At 60.1% G+C, this 17,401-nt stretch carries 16 protein-coding genes and 1 riboswitch; of the genes, 13 read left to right on the top strand and 3 right to left on the bottom strand.

Annotated features, from left to right (window positions below):
• Positions 1-23: 23 nt before the first annotated feature.
• Positions 24-455 carry a cupredoxin domain-containing protein gene (locus BM235_RS13565; RefSeq protein ID WP_090113953.1) on the bottom strand — a complete coding sequence of 144 codons (432 nt, stop codon included), beginning with the start codon at positions 453-455 and terminating at the stop codon, positions 24-26.
• Positions 456-717: 262 nt separating this feature from the next.
• Between BM235_RS13565 and BM235_RS13560 the strand changes: the two genes are divergently transcribed.
• The 13 genes from BM235_RS13560 to phoU all read left to right on the top strand — a co-directional run bounded on the left by BM235_RS13560 (position 718) and on the right by phoU (position 13,545).
• Entirely contained in the window at positions 718-2,559 is a 1,842-nt protein-coding gene (locus BM235_RS13560; RefSeq protein WP_090113943.1) for a pyrroloquinoline quinone-dependent dehydrogenase, read from the top strand.
• Between the two features lie 73 nt (positions 2,560-2,632).
• Positions 2,633-3,811 carry a carboxypeptidase-like regulatory domain-containing protein gene (locus BM235_RS13555; protein ID WP_090113940.1) on the top strand — a complete coding sequence of 393 codons (1,179 nt, stop codon included), beginning with the start codon at positions 2,633-2,635 and terminating at the stop codon, positions 3,809-3,811.
• Positions 3,812-3,964: 153 nt separating this feature from the next.
• Positions 3,965-4,008, top strand: a riboswitch (PreQ1 riboswitch).
• A 132-nt stretch (positions 4,009-4,140) separates the two neighbouring features.
• Complete coding sequence (gene queC, locus BM235_RS13550) at positions 4,141-4,806, top strand: 7-cyano-7-deazaguanine synthase QueC (protein ID WP_090113938.1); 666 nt, start codon at positions 4,141-4,143, stop codon at positions 4,804-4,806.
• The gene (gene queD / locus BM235_RS13545) at positions 4,806-5,270 is read left to right on the top strand and encodes a 6-carboxytetrahydropterin synthase QueD (protein WP_090113936.1); all 465 of its coding nucleotides are present in this window, start codon (positions 4,806-4,808) and stop codon (positions 5,268-5,270) included. Before queC ends, queD begins: the two co-directional genes overlap by 1 nt.
• 46 nt (positions 5,271-5,316) lie before the next feature.
• Positions 5,317-6,021 (top strand): 7-carboxy-7-deazaguanine synthase QueE, encoded by a 705-nt coding sequence (queE, locus tag BM235_RS13540; protein WP_090113933.1) that lies wholly within the window; start codon positions 5,317-5,319, stop codon positions 6,019-6,021.
• Positions 6,022-6,034: 13 nt separating this feature from the next.
• Positions 6,035-6,532 carry a preQ(1) synthase gene (gene queF, locus BM235_RS13535; RefSeq protein WP_090113931.1) on the top strand — a complete coding sequence of 166 codons (498 nt, stop codon included), beginning with the start codon at positions 6,035-6,037 and terminating at the stop codon, positions 6,530-6,532.
• Positions 6,533-6,759: 227 nt separating this feature from the next.
• Positions 6,760-7,992 (top strand): methyl-accepting chemotaxis protein, encoded by a 1,233-nt coding sequence (locus tag BM235_RS13530; protein ID WP_090113919.1) that lies wholly within the window; start codon positions 6,760-6,762, stop codon positions 7,990-7,992.
• 122 nt (positions 7,993-8,114) lie between these two features.
• Positions 8,115-9,053, top strand: coding sequence for a phosphate ABC transporter substrate-binding protein (locus tag BM235_RS13525; RefSeq protein ID WP_090113906.1), 939 nt, complete (start codon positions 8,115-8,117; stop codon positions 9,051-9,053).
• An 83-nt stretch (positions 9,054-9,136) separates the two neighbouring features.
• Complete coding sequence (gene pstC, locus BM235_RS13520; protein WP_090114627.1) at positions 9,137-10,069, top strand: phosphate ABC transporter permease subunit PstC; 933 nt, start codon at positions 9,137-9,139, stop codon at positions 10,067-10,069.
• On the top strand, positions 10,066-10,953 hold the full coding sequence (pstA, locus tag BM235_RS13515; RefSeq protein ID WP_090113904.1) for a phosphate ABC transporter permease PstA: 888 nt from the start codon (positions 10,066-10,068) through the stop codon (positions 10,951-10,953). Before pstC ends, pstA begins: the two co-directional genes overlap by 4 nt.
• A gap of 181 nt (positions 10,954-11,134) precedes the next feature.
• Positions 11,135-12,025 (top strand): phosphate ABC transporter ATP-binding protein PstB, encoded by an 891-nt coding sequence (gene pstB / locus BM235_RS13510; protein ID WP_090114625.1) that lies wholly within the window; start codon positions 11,135-11,137, stop codon positions 12,023-12,025.
• 88 nt (positions 12,026-12,113) lie between these two features.
• Positions 12,114-12,860 carry a phosphate ABC transporter ATP-binding protein PstB gene (pstB, locus tag BM235_RS13505; RefSeq protein ID WP_090114622.1) on the top strand — a complete coding sequence of 249 codons (747 nt, stop codon included), beginning with the start codon at positions 12,114-12,116 and terminating at the stop codon, positions 12,858-12,860.
• A gap of 25 nt (positions 12,861-12,885) precedes the next feature.
• A complete protein-coding gene (phoU, locus tag BM235_RS13500; RefSeq protein ID WP_090113902.1) occupies positions 12,886-13,545 on the top strand; it encodes a phosphate signaling complex protein PhoU in 660 nt (219 codons plus the stop codon).
• A 479-nt stretch (positions 13,546-14,024) separates the two neighbouring features.
• Here the strand turns inward: phoU and BM235_RS13490 are convergent, their stop codons facing one another.
• Together BM235_RS13490 and BM235_RS13485 are read right to left on the bottom strand one after the other, a co-directional pair.
• Entirely contained in the window at positions 14,025-15,986 is a 1,962-nt protein-coding gene (locus BM235_RS13490; RefSeq protein ID WP_158543863.1) for a copper amine oxidase N-terminal domain-containing protein, read from the bottom strand.
• Positions 15,987-16,176: 190 nt separating this feature from the next.
• Positions 16,177-17,319: an acyltransferase gene (locus tag BM235_RS13485; protein WP_110468924.1), complete on the bottom strand. Its 1,143-nt coding sequence runs from the start codon at positions 17,317-17,319 to the stop codon at positions 16,177-16,179.
• Between the last annotated feature and the right edge of the window lie 82 nt (positions 17,320-17,401).

The following is a 17,401-nucleotide window of genomic DNA, read 5'->3' as shown; positions in this document are numbered from 1 at the left end:
TAATCGGCGTTACAACCGGCAGCTTACTCTACGATAATTTGTCCGACCATATTGTCATGTCCGGATCCGCATTGAACCGAGCAGTTAAAATCGTAGGTGCCGGCTTTGTCGACCGTAAAGGTCGCCGTTTCGCCGTTTTTGATGTTCACGTCAAAGTCGGGGACCTCCAGGCCATGCACGCCGTCCGTGTTAGCAAGCGTCAGCTTGACCGTGTCTCCGACGTGCAGCTTGATTTCCTTTTGATCGAATTCGAAGTTTTTGGCATGCAAGGTGATCTCCTGCGTCGACCCTCCCGCGGCGCCGCCCGAAGCGGGAGCTGACGCGCTTGCCGTAGCGTCGGGACTGGAAGAAGCGTTGTTGTCGTCATTATTTTTGCCGCAAGCGCTCAGCACAAAAAAGGCCGCAAGGGCGACGAGGGCGACGAACAGATACGTTTTCTTGTTTCCTTTTTTCATAGCGTGAAAGACCTCCTAAGTATGTTTTACAGCAAAATGAAAGTCGAGGGCTGCGATGCCCCCTGCCTGTTCGCGTAAAACTTTCATACCCGTAAAGCCGGCCTCCTAATCTCCAATCATTCGACAATTCGACAAAAATCGCGCCGCCTGTCGCTTTAAAATCGCAGGAGGAGGGTAGATAGCAGTGACGCCCGCAGAAGGCTCGCCGGCAAGAAGAAGGCAGCCATGGGCATGTTTACTGAAAAAGGAGGGTTCACACAGGATGAAGAAGTCATACGCAACAGCGGGCGCGCTGCTGGCCGCAAGCTTGGCGCTCGGCGCGTGCAGCGGCGGCGATTCGAAGTCCGGCGCTTCCGCTTCCGCAAGCGCTTCCGCTTCGGCAACCGCGTCCGCAAGCGCCTCGGCGACCGCCTCCGCTAGCGCTTCGGCGACCGCGAGCCCATCGGCGCCCGCCACGGTAACGGGCACGCAGTTCGACAATTTTCCGACCTACGGCTACGACCTCGGCAACACGCGTCATGCGCCGTATACCGAGATCACCAAGGACAACGTATCGGAGCTGGGGGTCATCTGGTCCGCCGATTTTAAACAGCTCGACTCGGACGTCAAAAACGGCAATCAGTCGTACCCCGTCGTCGTCGACGGCGTCATCTACGTGACGACCGCAGGCAATCAGGTATTCGCTTTCGACGCCGTCACCGGCGGACAGATCTGGCACTGGAAGCCGCCGGCCGAGCAAGCGGCCACTTTCAGCAAAGCAGGGATCATCGCCAATCGCGGCGTCGCCGTCGGCGAAGGAAAAGTGTTCATGCTGACGATCGACAACCAGCTCGTCGCGCTGGATCAGAAGACTGGCGAACTGGTCAAGATGATCAAGCTGTCGGATACGATCGAAGGCGTGACCCTGGAAGGCGGCTACTACGAGACGACCGCGCCGGTCTACTACAAGGGCAACGTGTATATCGGCAGCAGCGGCGGCGACAACGGCGTTCGCGGCTTCGTCAACGCCTACAAAGCCGGCGATCTGACCCCGGCTTGGGACGCGCCGTTCTGGACGGTCCCGCCAAAGGGACAGGACTGGCTCGCCAACAGCAAGTTCCAGGGCGGCGGCGCGGTATGGAATCCGCCTGCGATCGACGAAGAGACCGGCATCATGTACTTCGCGGTCGGCAACCCGGCGCCCGACTTCTACGGCGCGGATCGTCCGGGCAACAACCCCTATACGGACTCGGTCGTAGCGGTAGAAGCCGCCACGGGCAAGCTGGTATGGGCGAAACAGGAGATCAGCCATGACCTCTGGGACTACGACGCCGCGGCGTCTCCGATGATCCTGAACGCGACGGTAAAAGGCCAGAAGAAAAAGATCGTCGTCGAAGGCGGCAAGTCCGGCCAGTGGTACGCCTGGGACGCGAAGACGGGAGACGTCGTCTGGGACGGCATCCCGTTCGCCAAGATTCAGCATCCGAAGCCGACGCCCGAGGGCGTACTCGTGTATCCGGGCGTACTCGGCGGCGAGAACTATGCGCCCGAGACCTACGATCCGGATACGAACTATGTCCTGATTCCGGGCATTGAATCGCCGTCCTTGCTCAAGTCGGCCAAGAACCAGGATGAAGCGTCCACGCCGGATTCTCCCGGGGCCGCAGCCTTCGGTACGTCGCTCGGAGAGACGCCCGCCAACGTGGAGTCTTACGGCACGATCACGGCTATGGATGTCGGCACGGGCAAGCAAGCCTACCAGGTCAAGACCAAAGACGCGATGCGCGGCGGCTTGACGAGCACCGCTTCCGGCATTGCTTTCTACGGCGAGCTGGACGGCAAGATCAACGCGCTGGACATCAAGTCGGGCAAAGTCATCTGGACGTTTCAGACTGCGGGCGACAACATTCAAGCCGCTCCGGCCGTATTCAAGGTGGACGGGAAGTCCTATATCACCTTCACGTCTGGCGGCACGAAGCCAAAGGTGTACGTGTTCGGCCTCGGCGGCGACAAGACCCAGGGCAAGGCGGGCAACGCCGATACGGGCAGCGCGCACAATGCCAACGACGACAATACGAAGAATAGCGACAACACGGACAAGAAAACCGACAACGAGGACAAATAAACGCAGTTACCGTTAGGAAACGGACGGGGTGCCTCCGGCACCCCGTTTGCGTTGGAAGAAGGGGGCGTATCGCATGAAAAGGTGGACGATCGTTCTCTCGTCCGTACTTCTGGCGGCAGCGCTGGCGGGCTGCAAGGGCAGCGAAGACGCCGGCGGCGGAGCGGCGCCCGGTGCAGCGGTCGCTACGGCATCCGTCGCGCCGAGCGCGGGCTCGGCGAACGAGACGGGTGCCGGCGCGATCCTTGCCCTCGAACGAGATTCGTTCACGCTGAAGCAGTGGAAAAACGACGGCTCGCACATGACCGCGATGAGCGGAACGCTGAAGCTAGGCGATCTACCGGTGGCCGGGGCCGTCATCCATGCGGGCGCCAGCAAGCGGGACATCGTCACGCAGGACGACGGCTCGTTCGCACTGACCGTGGACCGGAGTCTGCTGTCCGAGACGCCGGTCAAGGTCGTCGCGGTCGACCAAGCCCATGCGGGAGGCAAGCCGCTGGGTGACCAAGCCGCGAGCGCGCTGCTCAAGGCAGAAGCTTTTTACAGCGTCTATTATCCGATCGAGATTACGCGGGCGGATGACGCGCCTGGCAAGGAAGGCGAGGTCGAGGTACATGCGCGGATCGTGTCCGACCCGGGCGACGTCGTCACGTTTTTCCAAGTGGACAAATACCGGATCGGCGGCACGGTGAAGGACGCGGACGGAGCGCCCGTGAAGGATGCCGTCGTGTGGATCGACAGGGACGAGGGAGAAGGATTCGGCAAGTCGACGCCGACGGACGCCGAAGGCCGGTATGAGCTCTATTACTTGCCCGAGCAGGAAGAGGGCACGAATCTGAGCGTCACGATCGGCACGACGCGTTATACCCTGCCGGAGAACCGGGTGTTCCATATCCCGGAGGAGACCAGCGTGCAGATCAATATTACGCTCCCTTCCGAAGGCACGGTCATCGACGACAAGCCGCCGACGCTCGTCAGCGTCACTTCGCCCGGCGCGATGTATACGGGCGTGCTGGCGGGGCTTCGCGTACCGAAGGGGACAAGCTATACCGTCACGATACCGGACCAAGAGGGACGCTTCGTTCTGACTTTACGCAAGTCGGTATGGGATATGAAGCCGCGCTTCTTCGAGACGAAACTGACCCGTTTCGTAGAGGACCGGCAGTTGAGCTGGGGAGACTCGCTTCCTTCCGGATTTTTGCAGGCGGAAGCGGGCGACCCTTCGGTTGAAGCCGGCGGGGCGGAGATGGATTAAATGGTCCGCTTTATTTCGCCGACGCGCTTGTCGACGGGTTCCGTCTCACAATGATCCCCTCTGGCTATGCCCGACGGAGATGTGGTATAGTACCTACCGTACAACTAAAGAATAAATCCGGGCGAGGCTGTTCTGTAAAGACGGCCGGCAGCGCCGGGAGAGGTTCGCGAACTCCCTCTATAAAAAACTATGAAAAAGCGGCGGCCCGCCATGGGCGCTGTCGTTTTTGACGTTCGGCGCGAAGCGGCTGTAGGCCCGCTTCGCGCCGTTTCTTTAGCAACGGGAATTCAGAGACCTCTCTCCTGATGCCCAACTAGGAGAGTGCAGCGATGAAACAGGAAAAAGCGGTCGTCGTATTCAGCGGCGGCCAGGACAGCACGACTTGTCTGTTTTGGGCGAAGGAAAACTTCGCGGAAGTAGAGACCGTAACCTTTAAATACGGTCAACGGCACGCGCTCGAGACGGAGATCGCAGCCGCCATCTCCGAAGAGCTTGGCGTGCGCCATCATCTGCTCGACATGTCGCTGCTGGGACAATTGGCGCCGAACGCGCTGACGCGCGGCGACATCGAGATCAAGCAGGACGAAGGCGCGCTCCCGACGACGTTCGTGGACGGGCGCAATCTGCTGTTTCTCAGCTTCGCGGCCGTGCTGGCCAAGCAGCTCGGCGCGAAGCATATCGTGACCGGCGTCTGCGAGACGGACTTCAGCGGTTACCCCGACTGCCGCGACGTGTTCGTTAAATCGCTGAACGTGACCTTGAATCTGGCGATGGACTATCCGTTCGTCATCGATACGCCGCTGATGTGGCTGAACAAAGCGCAGACGTGGGAATTGGCCGACCGGCTCGGCGCGTTCGAATTCGTCAGGGACCGCACGCTGACTTGCTACAACGGCATTCCCGCCTCCGGATGCGGAGAATGTCCGGCTTGCAAGCTGCGCGCGAACGGCTTGTCAACGTATCTTCGCGAAGCCGGAAAGGAGGGCGCGCGCTGATGCTGCAGCAGATCTATCCGGTCGCCCCGCATCCTTACCGCTACGAGCTGAACAAGGATTTACAATTTGCCGCGGCGCACTTCGTGCCCGCCGAGTCCGCCGGCAAATGCAGTCAAGTGCACGGCCACACGTATTTCGTTAATGTGACCGTAGCCGGGGACTTGCTGGATGAAGCGGGGTTCCTCGTGAATTTCTCCGACATCAAGACGCTCATTCATACGCGTTTCGATCATACGCTGCTGAATGACGACACGGAAAGTTTTAACGCTGACGACCCGAATCGATTTCCGACGACAGAGGTCGTGGCAAAGACGATCTGCGAGCTCGTACAGCATTATTTGGACGGACGGCCGAACCATCCCGTATGCCTTCAGGTGTTCGTGCGGGAGACACCGACCAGCTATTGCGTATATCGGCCATGGCCTAAAGTGTCCAAGCGACCGGCCGGTGACGCCCGTGCTTAAGCAGGCCCCGAACGAACAGGAGAGCCGCGCGGCTCGCATTCCGGTAATGGAAGTTTTCGGCCCGACGGTTCAGGGCGAAGGCATGGTCATCGGGAGGAAAACGAAGTTCGTCCGCACCGCGGGCTGCGATTACCGGTGCAGCTGGTGCGACTCGGCCTTCACTTGGGACGGGACCGGCAAAGATGACATTCGCTTGATGAATCCGGACGATATTTTGCGAGAGCTGACTGCGCTCGACGGGTCCGCGCCGGACCATGTGACGCTGTCGGGCGGCAATCCCGCGCTGCTGCCGCAGCTTGGCGCGCTGATCGCCGCGCTCCGCGCAGCGGGGGCGGTCGTCGCCTTGGAGACGCAGGGCAGCAAATGGCAGGACTGGTTCTTGGACATCGACGAGCTGACGATATCGCCCAAGCCGCCGAGCTCCGGCATGACGACCGATTGGGCCGCGCTCGAGCGGATCGTCGCGCGCCTGGCGCAGGGCGGCCGCCATTTCAGCCTGAAGGTCGTGATTTTTGACGAGACCGACCTGGCCTACGCGGCTGACGTTCATCTGCGTTTTCCGGGCATCCCGTTTTATTTGCAGGCAGGCAACGGCCGGCTCGGCGAGCAGGACCGGGCGCAGCTGCTGCCGTATTTGCTGGCTCGCTACGAATGGCTCGTCGATCGGGTCGTCGCCGATGCCGGCTGGCGAGACGTACACGTGCTGCCCCAGCTGCACGCCTGGATCTGGGGAAACAAAAAAGGCGTATAAGGAGACAATGATCATGGCCGGAAGAAGCAAGGAAGAGCTGGCGGGCGTATCGCTCCTCGGCAACCAGGGGACCGCATACCCGAGCAACTACGCGCCAGAGGTGCTGGAATCGTTCGACAATAAGCATCCGGGCAGAGATTACTTCGTCAAGTTCAACTGTCCCGAATTCACGAGCCTGTGCCCGATGACGGGACAGCCGGACTTCGCGACGATCTATATCTCGTATATCCCGGACGCGAAGATGGTGGAGAGCAAATCGCTCAAGCTGTATTTATTCAGCTTCCGCAACCACGGAGACTTTCACGAAGACTGCATGAACATCATCATGAACGATCTCATCGAACTGATGGCGCCGCGGTATATCGAAGTATGGGGCAAGTTCACGCCGAGAGGCGGCATCTCCATCGATCCGTACTGCAACTGGGGAAAGCCCGGCACCAAGTACGAGGCGATGGCCGAGCACCGGCTGCTGAACCACGATCTGTATCCGGAAAAGGTGGACAACCGATAGGTTGAACGATTCGCCGTCATAACATACGCAAGGAGCTGTCTCGATCGTCCGCCTGGCGGACTGTCGGAGCAGCTCCTTTTGACGTTCTGAGCCAATGAATCCGCTTTTTTCGCGGACGTTCGTTAAAAAAGGGATAATTTACATTTCTCCATCCTTCTCCTAACGCCGCGTTGACAAGCCGCTGATAAACTGAGCGGGTCAAGATCAGCGGATAAGGGGTTGGGAGCATGAGTTTGCTTCTATTAGAAAAAGCGAAATCCCGGGTTGCCGAAAAGGCGCCACGCCCGAAAACGGGAGAGCGGAGCACGAAGCTCCAAGAGGCGGCGCCCGTTCGCGAGAGCGAACCGGCGGAGTTCGCCAAGCATTATCCTTCGGTCGCGCTGGCGGAGTGGATTCGTTCCTGCCCGCAGGTATCGCCGGAGCAGACTTGCGGCGAGATCGCCGAGCTGTTCCGCAGACGCCAGGAGCTCGAGTGCGTAGCCGTCGTGCGGACGACAGGCGAACCCGCGGGCATCGTCATGCGGCATCGCTTCTTTAAATTGATCGGTTCCCTCTACGGCATGCCGTTGTTCGCGGACAAGCCCGTATCCAAGCTGATGGACGTCAAGGCCATGACCGCCGAGACCGAACTGTCGCCGCAGGAGCTGATCGACCGCGCGATGTCGCGGGACGAAGAGCGAATCAACGATGCCGTGATCATGACGAGTGGCGGCGTCTTTGCCGGCGTCCTCACGGTCAGCGACATGCTGCAGCTCTCGCGGCTGCTGCGGCGAGAGCTCGCCGGACGCCAGATGGCGACCGTGCGCGGCGCCGAGAGGATGCTGCGCGACATCCGAGGCGCGGTGGACGTCCTCGCCGGCGAGGCATCGGTATCCCGCGCGGGCAGCCTGGAGATCGCGGAGCTGGCGGAGCACGGCCGGGAAGATTTGACCGAGATGCTGGGGCTGTTCCGCCTCTGGACGGAGACCGCGGAACGTCAAGCCAAGTCGGTGGACGAGCTGCTCGCCCGGGTATCGGACACGGTCGGCATCGCCAAGATGATCGCGCAGCTGGCGGACCAGTGCAACCTGCTCGCGATCAACGCGCAGATCGAAGCGGCGAGAGCCGGCGCGCACGGCCTGGGCTTTTCAGTCGTCGCCCAGGAAGTGCGCCAGCTCGCCGACGAGACGAAGTCGCAGGCCGGCCAGATTCGCGAACAGCTTAGCGGCATGGCGGCTTCGGCGGCCGCCGCGGCCGCTCACGTCCGCGAAGGGAAGGAAGGCGCGGATCGCGGACTGCTGCAAGTGCACAAGACGGAGGAGACGTTCAACCGCCTGTGGACGCAAAGCTCCGAGAACGCAAAGGGAACGGAGCATCTCGCGACGGCATCGCGCGAGGCGTCGGCCATGTCGGAGCAGATCGCCGCGCAGGTCGCCAAGCTCGCGGCGCAAATGAACGAATCCCCCGAAGAAAAATATTAACGTCCGACAATTTTTACATTGCGTTAACAATACCCGAATACAAGAATGACGAATGGCCGCTAGAATCAGAGATGTGCTTGAGAACAAACTATATAAACACAATTTGAAAGGGGCTCTATTCCTTGAAAAAATCTCTGCTCGTACTGACGACGCTCGCACTTAGCATCTCCCTTGCCGCTTGCGGAAAAAACAACAATTCCAATAATGCCGATGCTGGTGCATCGTCAGGCGCATCGTCGAGCGCTCCGGCAAGCGCCGCAGTCAGCGGCGCGTTCAGCGCAGCGGGCTCGACCGCGCTTCAACCGCTCGTCGATCAAGCTTCGAAGAAATTCATGGATCTCAACAAGGACGTCACGATCACCGTCAACGGCGGCGGCAGCGGCGCCGGACTGTCCCAAGTATCGGAAGGCACCGTGCAAATCGGCAACTCCGACGTATTCGCCGAAGAGAAGCTGAAGGATGCCGATGCAGAAAAAGCGAAAGAGCTCGTCGATCACCAAGTCGCCGTCGTATCGATCGCTGCTGTCTCTAACAAGGACGTTGGCGTAGACAACTTGACGAAGGCTCAACTGGTCGACATCTTCACCGGCAAAGTTACGAACTGGAAGGACGTTGGCGGCAAGGATGAAAAGATCGTCCTCGTCAACCGCCCGGCAAGCTCGGGTACCCGCGCTACGTTCGAAAACTTCGCCCTCGGCGCGAAGTCGGAAGACCTGCCGGACTCGATTACGGAAGACGCATCCGGCACGGTTCGCAAGCTCGTCTCCGAAACGCCCGGCGCGATCGGTTACCTGGCGCTCTCCTACCTCGACGACACGATTCAAGCGTTGAAATACGAAGGCGTAGATCCGACGGCCGAAAACGTAGCGTCCGGCACTTATCCGGTATGGGCATACGAGCACATGTATACGAAGGGCGAGCCTGAGGGCGCAGTCAAGGCATTCCTCGACTACATGCTGAGCGACGAAATTCAAGGAACCGACGTTAAGGATCTGGGCTACATCCCGGTTAGCGACATGAAGGTTACGCGCGACGTGGAAGGCAAAGTAACCAACAAATAATAAAAAACGTACGAGAATAGCCGGCAGAGGCGGACCTGAAAAGGGCGCCTCTCTTGCCACGTTAAGGAGAGGCTCGCATGAACATGACCCAAACCCGCCCAGCGGCGGATGCCATCGCGAAGGACGGACGCGGCAAATTTCCGAAGCACAAGCTTGAGGAACTCCGCGGCAGAGGTTACGTGATGTTTTGCGTGCTGCTGCTGATCGTCATCATTTTTTCGATCGTCTACTTTATCGCTTCGAGAGGCTTGACGCCGTTCGCGAGCCAGGGCGTGAGCGTCGGCGAGATGCTCGGCGGCCTGAAGTGGGCGCCGGAAGCGGACACGCCGCGTTTCGGCGCGCTGCCGTTTCTGTTCGGCTCATTCGCAACTTCGCTGCTCGCGGCCATCATCGCCGCGCCGCTCGGCATCTGCGCCGCGATCTTCATGACCGAAATGATGCCCAAAGTCGGCAAAAATATTTTACAGCCTGCCATCGAGCTGCTCGCCGGCGTCCCTTCCGTCGTCTACGGCTTCGTCGGCCTCAGCGTCATCGTGCCTTTCCTGCGGGACATCTTCCCAGGACAAGGCGTCGGCATCCTTGCGGGCGGGATCGTCCTGTCCGTCATGATCCTGCCGACGATCACGACCGTCGCGACGGACGCGCTTCGCAGCTTGCCAGCCGGACTGAAAGAAGGCTCTTACGCGCTCGGCGCCACGCGCTGGCAGACGATATCGCGGCTCGTCATTCCGACAACGCTGCCGTCGCTCATGACCGGCGTCGTGCTCGGTATCGCGCGCGCGTTCGGCGAAGCGCTCGCCGTGCAGATGGTCATCGGCAACGCGCCGCACATCCCGCACTCGCTGACGCAATCCGCCGCGACGCTGACCAGTATCATCACGCTGTCGATGGGCAACACGACGAGCGGTTCCTTGCACAACAACGCGCTGTGGAGCCTCGCGCTCATCTTGCTCATCATGACGTTCCTGTTCGTATTCGTCGTCCGGATGCTGGAGAGGAGAGTGAAGCACGCATGAAGGCCAAGTCCGTAGACCGAATCATGACCGGCGTCATCGTCGGCATCGGCTTTTTGATCATCGCGCTGCTTGCCGCGCTGCTCGGCTACCTGCTCATCCGCGGCGTCGGCCATATCAGCTGGCACTTCCTCACCTCCCCGCCCGAGTCGATCCGCGCGGGCGGCGGGATCGGACCCCAGTTGTTCAACTCGCTGTTCCTGCTCGTGCTGACGATGATCATCACGGTTCCGCTCGGCCTCGGCGCCGGCATCTACATGAGCGAGTACGCCAAGCAGAACCGGCTGACCGCGTTCATCCGCCTGATCGTCGAAGTTCTGTCTTCCTTCCCTTCGATCGTTGTCGGCTTGTTCGGACTCTTGGTCATCGTCAACCGCTTCGGCCTCGGGCTGTCGCTCATGTCCGGCGCACTCGCGCTGACGGTGTTCAACCTCCCGCTCATGGTGCGTATCACCGAGCAGGCGCTCCGCGCCGTGCCGCGCGAACAGAAGGAAGCCGGGCTCGCGCTCGGACTGTCCCGCTGGCGCACGATCACGACGGTCATGCTGCCGATCTCGCTGCCCGCCATCGTCACGGGTACGATCCTTGCTGCCGGCCGCGTATTCGGCGAAGCAGCCGCGCTGTTGTTCACGGCGGGCATGAGCTCGCCGCGCCTCGACTTCACCGACTGGAATCCGCTGCATCACACGTCGCCGCTCAATCCGTTTCGTCCGGCCGAGACGCTGGCCGTTCATATCTGGAAGATCAACAGCGAAGGTCTCGCTCCCGACGCCGCGCAGATCGCGGCAGGCGCTTCGGCAGTCCTTATCATCACCGTGCTCCTGTTCAATCTGGGAGCCAGATGGCTTGGACGCGTGCTGTACCGCAAGCTGACGGCAGGACGTTAAGACCGGCTCCGGCCGGATCACCTGGAACTTAAAGGAGGAATTCATCGTGACTATGATCGCGACCGAAAAGACGGAGGCCCGGCGCAATGCCGCCCCGACCGCCGGCGAAAAACCGGCGGGCACGCCCTCGCCGGCCGATTCCGCAAGCGAAGCCGCGCTTAACGCCGGCACGGGAACCGTCCTGCCGCCTGCACCCTCCGCGCCGCCTGCCCAGCCCGCGTCCGCGCCGAAGCAAGCCCCGTCCGTAAGCGCGGAGACGCCGAAGCCGGCGCCGTCCGAGCCCGAAGCAAGCGGGTCCGCCCTCACGCAAGCCGCGCCGCCGCCTGCTTTTTACACCAAAGACTTATCCGTCTTCTATGGCGAAAAGCAGGCGATCAAGCAGGTCAGCATGGCCTTCCCCGATCGCCAGGTCGTCGCGTTGATCGGCCCATCGGGCTGCGGCAAGTCGACGTTCCTGCGATCGCTCAACCGGATGAACGACCTGATCCCCGGCGCTTCGATCCAGGGGGAGATCTGGATCGGCGGCCATAACATCTGCGATTCGAAGACGGACGTCGTACGGCTCCGCCAGAAGATCGGGATGGTCTGGCAGCGCCCGAATCCTTTTCACAAATCGATCTACGAAAACGTCGCGTTCGGTCCGCGCTATCATGGCGTGAAGAACAAGGCAGCGCTCGATCAGCTCGTCGAAGAGTGCCTTCGCAAGACGGCGCTGTGGGACGAGGTCAAGGACCGTCTGCACCAGTCGGGCCTCGCGTTGTCGGGCGGGCAGCAGCAGCGTCTGTGCATCGCGCGCTCGATCGCCGTCAAGCCGGATATCCTGCTCATGGACGAACCGGCTTCCGCGCTTGACCCCGTGTCGACCGCCAAGGTCGAGGAGCTGATCGCCGAACTGAAGCAGGACTACACGATCGTTATCGTCACGCACAACATGCATCAAGCCGCGCGCGTGTCCGACAAGACGGCGTTTTTCTTCCTCGGCGACCTGGTCGAATACGACGATACGAACAAGATCTTCACCAACCCGACGCGCAAATCGACGGACGACTACATCTCCGGGCGCTTCGGCTGATCGTAAGCGACGGAGCGGCCGCGGGCAGCCGACAGGATGCGGTGCCGGACCGCAGGGCCCGGCCCGACGAGGAGGAGGAGCGCAAGTGATTATCGAGACCAAGAAGCTGCAGCTATACTACGGAAAGTTCCATGCGCTTAAAAACGTGGACCTGACCATTCCTGAGAAAAGCATCACTGCGTTCATCGGCCCTTCGGGCTGCGGCAAGTCGACGCTGCTGCGGACGCTCAATCGGATGAACGACACGATTCCGGGCGTGCTCATCGAAGGCGAAGTGGTCATCCAAGACCGCAATATTTACGACGGGCAGACCGAAGTCGAGTTTCTTCGGAAGCGGGTCGGCATGGTGTTCCAGCAGCCGAATCCGTTTCCCAAGACGATCTACGACAACGTCGCTTATGGCCCGCGCCTGCACGGCGTGACCAAGAAGTCCGAGCTGGACGGCGTCGTCGAAAAGAGCTTGCGTTCGGCGTCGCTATGGCACGAGGTCAAGGACGTGCTGAAAAAGTCCGCGTTGAGCCTGTCGGGCGGCCAGCAGCAGCGTCTGTGCATCGCGCGCGCGCTCGCGATCGAGCCGGACATCCTGCTCATGGACGAATCGACGTCGGCGCTCGATCCGATCTCGACGACGAAGATCGAGGAGCTCACGCGGGAGCTGAAAAAGAGTTATACGATCGTCATGGTCACGCATAACATGCACCAGGCAGCCAGAATCTCGGACCGAACGGTGTTTTTCCTGAATGGCGAAGTAGTGGAGTCCGCGGAGACGGAGCAATTGTTCCGTGCGCCGCGGGATCAAAGGACGGAGGACTATATCTCCGGCAGATTCGGTTAAACGACTTGGAAGGGGCAAACGGCCAATGACGGCGAGAAGGGAATTCGATATCGGGCTCGTGCAATTGCAGAACATGCTAGTAGAAATGGGGGACCGGGTGGAAAAAGCGCTCGGCGACGCGATGCAGGCGCTGGAGGGCTTGAACGGGCCGCTGGCGCAGCGCATCGTCAAAGCCGACCCCGAACTGAACAGGCTCGAGGAACGCATCGCCGATCTGGGGGCCAAGCTGATCGCTACGCAGCAGCCTGTGGCGAAGGATCTGCGCCGCATCCTCGTGGCGCTCAAAATCTCCTCGGACCTTGAGCGGATGGGCGATCTGTCCGTCGACATCGCCAAAGTCGCGATCCGGCTGGAAGGTCAGACGCTGATCAAGCCGCTCGTGGACCTGCCGCGCATGGCGACGCTGGCGCAAGGCATGATCGGCGAGTCGATCCGGTCCTACATCGACGAGAACGTCGATCTAGCCTATAAAATGGCCAAGGACGACGATATGATCGACGCCTTGTACTCGCAGATTCTGCGCGAGCTGTTCGAGATGGCCGGCGAGAACCAGAAGAACGTCGGACAGGCGATGAACCTGTGCTTCGTGGGACGCTACATCGAGCGGATCGCGGACCATGCGACGAACATCGGCGAGAACGTCGTTTTTCTCGTCGTCGGCACGCGTCCTGATTTGAACCAATAGGCTCGGCGAAAAAGTGCGGCGATGAAGCCGCAAGACAAGGGTTGCACTAGCAGTCATTAGTGGCTGCGGGGCAGCCCTTTGTTTTTGCGGGGCGAGGAAATGTTTGGCGGCACGCAGCGGCAGAAGGGGCATCGCCTGCTTTAGAGAAGGCGATGAGTGACATGGGGCCGCGAGAAGGGGCATCGCCTGCTGTAGAGAAGGCGTTGAGCGACATGGGGCCGCGAGAAGGGGCATCGCCTGCTGTAGAGAAGGCGTTGAGCGACATGAAGCCGCCGGAAGGAGTATCGCCTGCTGTAGAGAAGGCGATGAGCGACATGGGGCCGCGAGAAGGGGCATCGCCTGCTATAGAGAAGGCGATTAGCGACATGAAGCCGCCAGAAGGAGTATCGCTTCCTGTAGAGATGGCGTTGCAAGCGCCCATGCGCCATTAAAAAGGGTTGTTCCCATCCGCGTAAACGGAGGAAACAACCCTTTTTGCATTATTTCATCGGTATAAACATCAGCGTGATCGGCAGATTGGAGCCGAGCGCCGTCAGGTACGAGATCTCGACCGTCTCGTTGTACTGCCCGGTGCGATAGACCGGCGTCGCGACGTTCGGATTTTCAAGGATACTCGTGTTGGTGACGGGCACCTTCACGCCGTTGACGAGGAAGGCGCCGGTGTAGATGCCGCCCCGCGCGTTAAGCGAGATGAGCGTGTTCGCCTTGACCTGCAACGTCATGTGGTAGACGACGCCGAAGTTGCCCCAGTTGTTCTCGGGTTGGCCGTTCAGCTGGTCGATGCCGTCAAGCGCCGGGTCGATGCTGTGATCGCCGAACACGATGCGCTTCGCCGTATCGCCGAGCGTCTCCTGGATGACGATCTCGCGGTCCGCGCCCTGGAACGTGCCGCGGATATGCTTGCCGTCGCGCTTCATGACGCCGAGCGTCGGCAGCTTGGTCAATGGATCGTCGCCGCTCTTCACCGCGAACAGCGTGAACTTGACGTTCGTCGAAGTGCTCAAGTCCGCGTAAGCGGAGAAGGTCTGGCCTTTGGACAGCGCCTTCTGGTTCAGCTCGGGTACGATCAACTTGGTCGCGCCTGGCGCCAGCCAAGTGGTCGACGTCGATTGCGAGTCGCGGGCGTCGAGGTAGCGGATCGCCGCCATCTTGCCCGTATAAGCGCCGAATGTCTCCGGACCGGCGCTGCCCCAAGCGCCGAGATCGATGGCCGCCGATTCGGTTGTGCTCTCGTTGGTCGCCGCAAGATAGATCTTGAGCGGCTCGGAGCCGAGGTTCTGGTGGTACAGGAACAGGCGGAGGTCGCCGGACAGCGTGTCGCGGTAAAGGACGCCGGGACCGGTCAGATCCTCGGGACTGTCGGAAGCGATGAGCGCGCGGTTCGTATTATAGAACGTATAAGGCACGGTCGGAATCTTGAGAATGTTCGCGCCGACGACCGGATACTTGTCTCCGACGAGGGTGAAGCGTTCGTTGAATTCTTCCTCGGTGTACATGACGTCCGTCGAGATCGTGATCGTCTTCGAGAAGTCCGAAATGCTGCCGTGCTTGTCGGTCACGCGAAGCGAGATCGTCTGCGGGCCGGATACGAAGAAGCCTCGCTTGTTGTTCGACCATTCGGTCGACACGATCGCGTTCTCGTCGTCGTACGATTGATCCGTGATCGTGATCGGCTCGCCGATCATATACGTGTCCTTGTCGGTCGTAAACTGCGCGACCGGCGGCTGGTTCGGAGGCAGCACGGTGATCGAGACGGCGTACGGATCCAGCCAATTGCCGGCCATGTCCTGCACGCTGCGGGTGATCACGTATGTACCGGGCTCGGGAAACACGCTCAGGTTGCCGTCCCAGCTCTCGGACCAGATCTTGTTCGGATTTTTGGATAGGCTCGTGTAGGTGACCTGCGTCTCGCCTGCGTAAATGACGTCCTGGTCGACCTTGAAGTCGGCTGTCGGCGCGACGCTCCAGGTCAGGGACACCGTGCCTGGCGCGGCGGACAGCTTGGAGCCGCTCGCTTTGACCCAGTCGCGCAGCGGGACCATCAGGCTGCCTTTGTAGATATAGGTCTTGCCGGAAGACGCGACCTTCGCGCCGTTCAGCCAGTACGCGGTGCTGCCGGTCTTGAATTCGACCGCGTTGCCGTCCGTGGAGATCGTATACGACTTGGAAGCGGCGTTGTAAGTAATCTTATAGCCGAAACGGGCGGCCAACATGGATACAGGCGCATAGGTTACGCCTTTGACGATGAGCGCAGGCTGCGGCGAGGCGTACGTCGTGCCGTTGACCGACACTTGCGGCTTGTTCAAGGTCAGGGTAAGTACGTTGTCGCTGGGTCCTGCGGCCGTGGCGACGTGCGAGGCCGTGGGCGCGAGCAGCGTAACGAGGAGCGCGGCTGCGGTGAGCCATTTGATCATGCGTTGTCTTTCCAACTTCCATTTCATAGTGCTAAAGTCTCCTTTTATTTCGTAAAATCCGACGATTACGGTTGCATTCGACTCTATTCTAGACGAAAGCCGCATCCAAAAGTTGCGTAGAAATCGTGAATAAACGGCGAACAAAAGACCGTCCGTAAGGACGGCCTTCCTGTTTTGCGTCGAAAATAGCAGGAAAATAAGGGAACGGAACGTCTTTTTATGGCGTTGCGGACGTCTTCTTTTTAGGTGCCGAGGAGGTGCCGAACAGAATCCAGGCCCATCGGAAATTCCGCTGAATCGTCCAGGTGATCCCCCATGCGACCAGCAGCGCCGCGAGATATTCGCAGGCATAATAAACGTGGAATAGCATGCCGTTGCCCGGGACGGGTATGTCGCGGTAGTAGTACAGCACGGCGGGGTGGACAAAGTAAATGCCGAACGAGCAGACGCCGATATTGCCGAGCAGCCGGGCCCAAAAGGCGGCGGGACGGCGCATCATGACGTTCGCGATCAGAAACAGCGCGATGGCGGACATGATATTGAACACGAATTGCGTGTAGGTGAACACCTGTCCGTCGGCCCAGTTCTTGTGCACGAGACCCTGATAACGCAAGTAAACGTAATAAAAGCCCGATAAGAGCCACAGCGCGTAGGCGAACGGCACGGACAACCGGCGAACGGCGGGGCGGGCCGCGAACCAGGACAGGATCCGCTCATAGTGGATGGCCATCCACATGGCGACCGCGAACGCGCCGAAGTACGAGATGAACAGGCTGCCGGTACGGTGAAGAACGTCCGGCCATCCCGTTTGATGGACGATGTATTCGCGGTTTAAGTAGTAGTAGCCCCATTGGATCGCGATGCCGATCCACCAGATATGGCGGCGGACCCAGCCGCTTCGGAGTGCGAGCAGCAGGATGGGGAACAGGACATAGTACTGGATGATGACGAACATAAAGTACAAGTGGCCGTAAGCCTGTCCGGTGAGCAGCTGTCCCAGGAATTTCGGCGCCCAATCGGCGGCAGGCGCGAATTTGGCTTTCAGCAGAAAATAGAGCAGGCTGAAAATCGCGTACGGGACCACGGCGTTCCAGATGCGTTTGCGGTAAAAAGTCGCGATCGTGCCGCCGTTCAAAGGTTTGCCGACATAATTGTAGGTCAGTACGAAGCCGCTGATGAAAATAAAAGCGGGTACGGCAAAGACGGCAAATTCGTGTAGGAAAACGTATAAACCATAAAAGGAAGAAGACGTCTGCAGCTGAACTAGGGCATTGCTCGTGGAGTGAATCATGACGACGGCCAATATTGCCATCGCGCGCATCAAGTTGATTTCCGGGATGTAGCGTCTCGCTTGGGTCAACGCGAACTCTCTCCTTACGCTTCAAATATATTAGCAATATTAACACAGCCCGCGCGGGCCAGGTGCTTAAACTTTCCTTAAA

This window comes from Cohnella sp. OV330 (genome assembly GCF_900112065.1).
Taxonomy (GTDB): Bacteria; Bacillota; Bacilli; order Paenibacillales; family Paenibacillaceae; genus Cohnella.
Note: the sequence above shows the minus strand (reverse complement) of the source record. Positions and strands in the feature narration are given on the sequence as shown.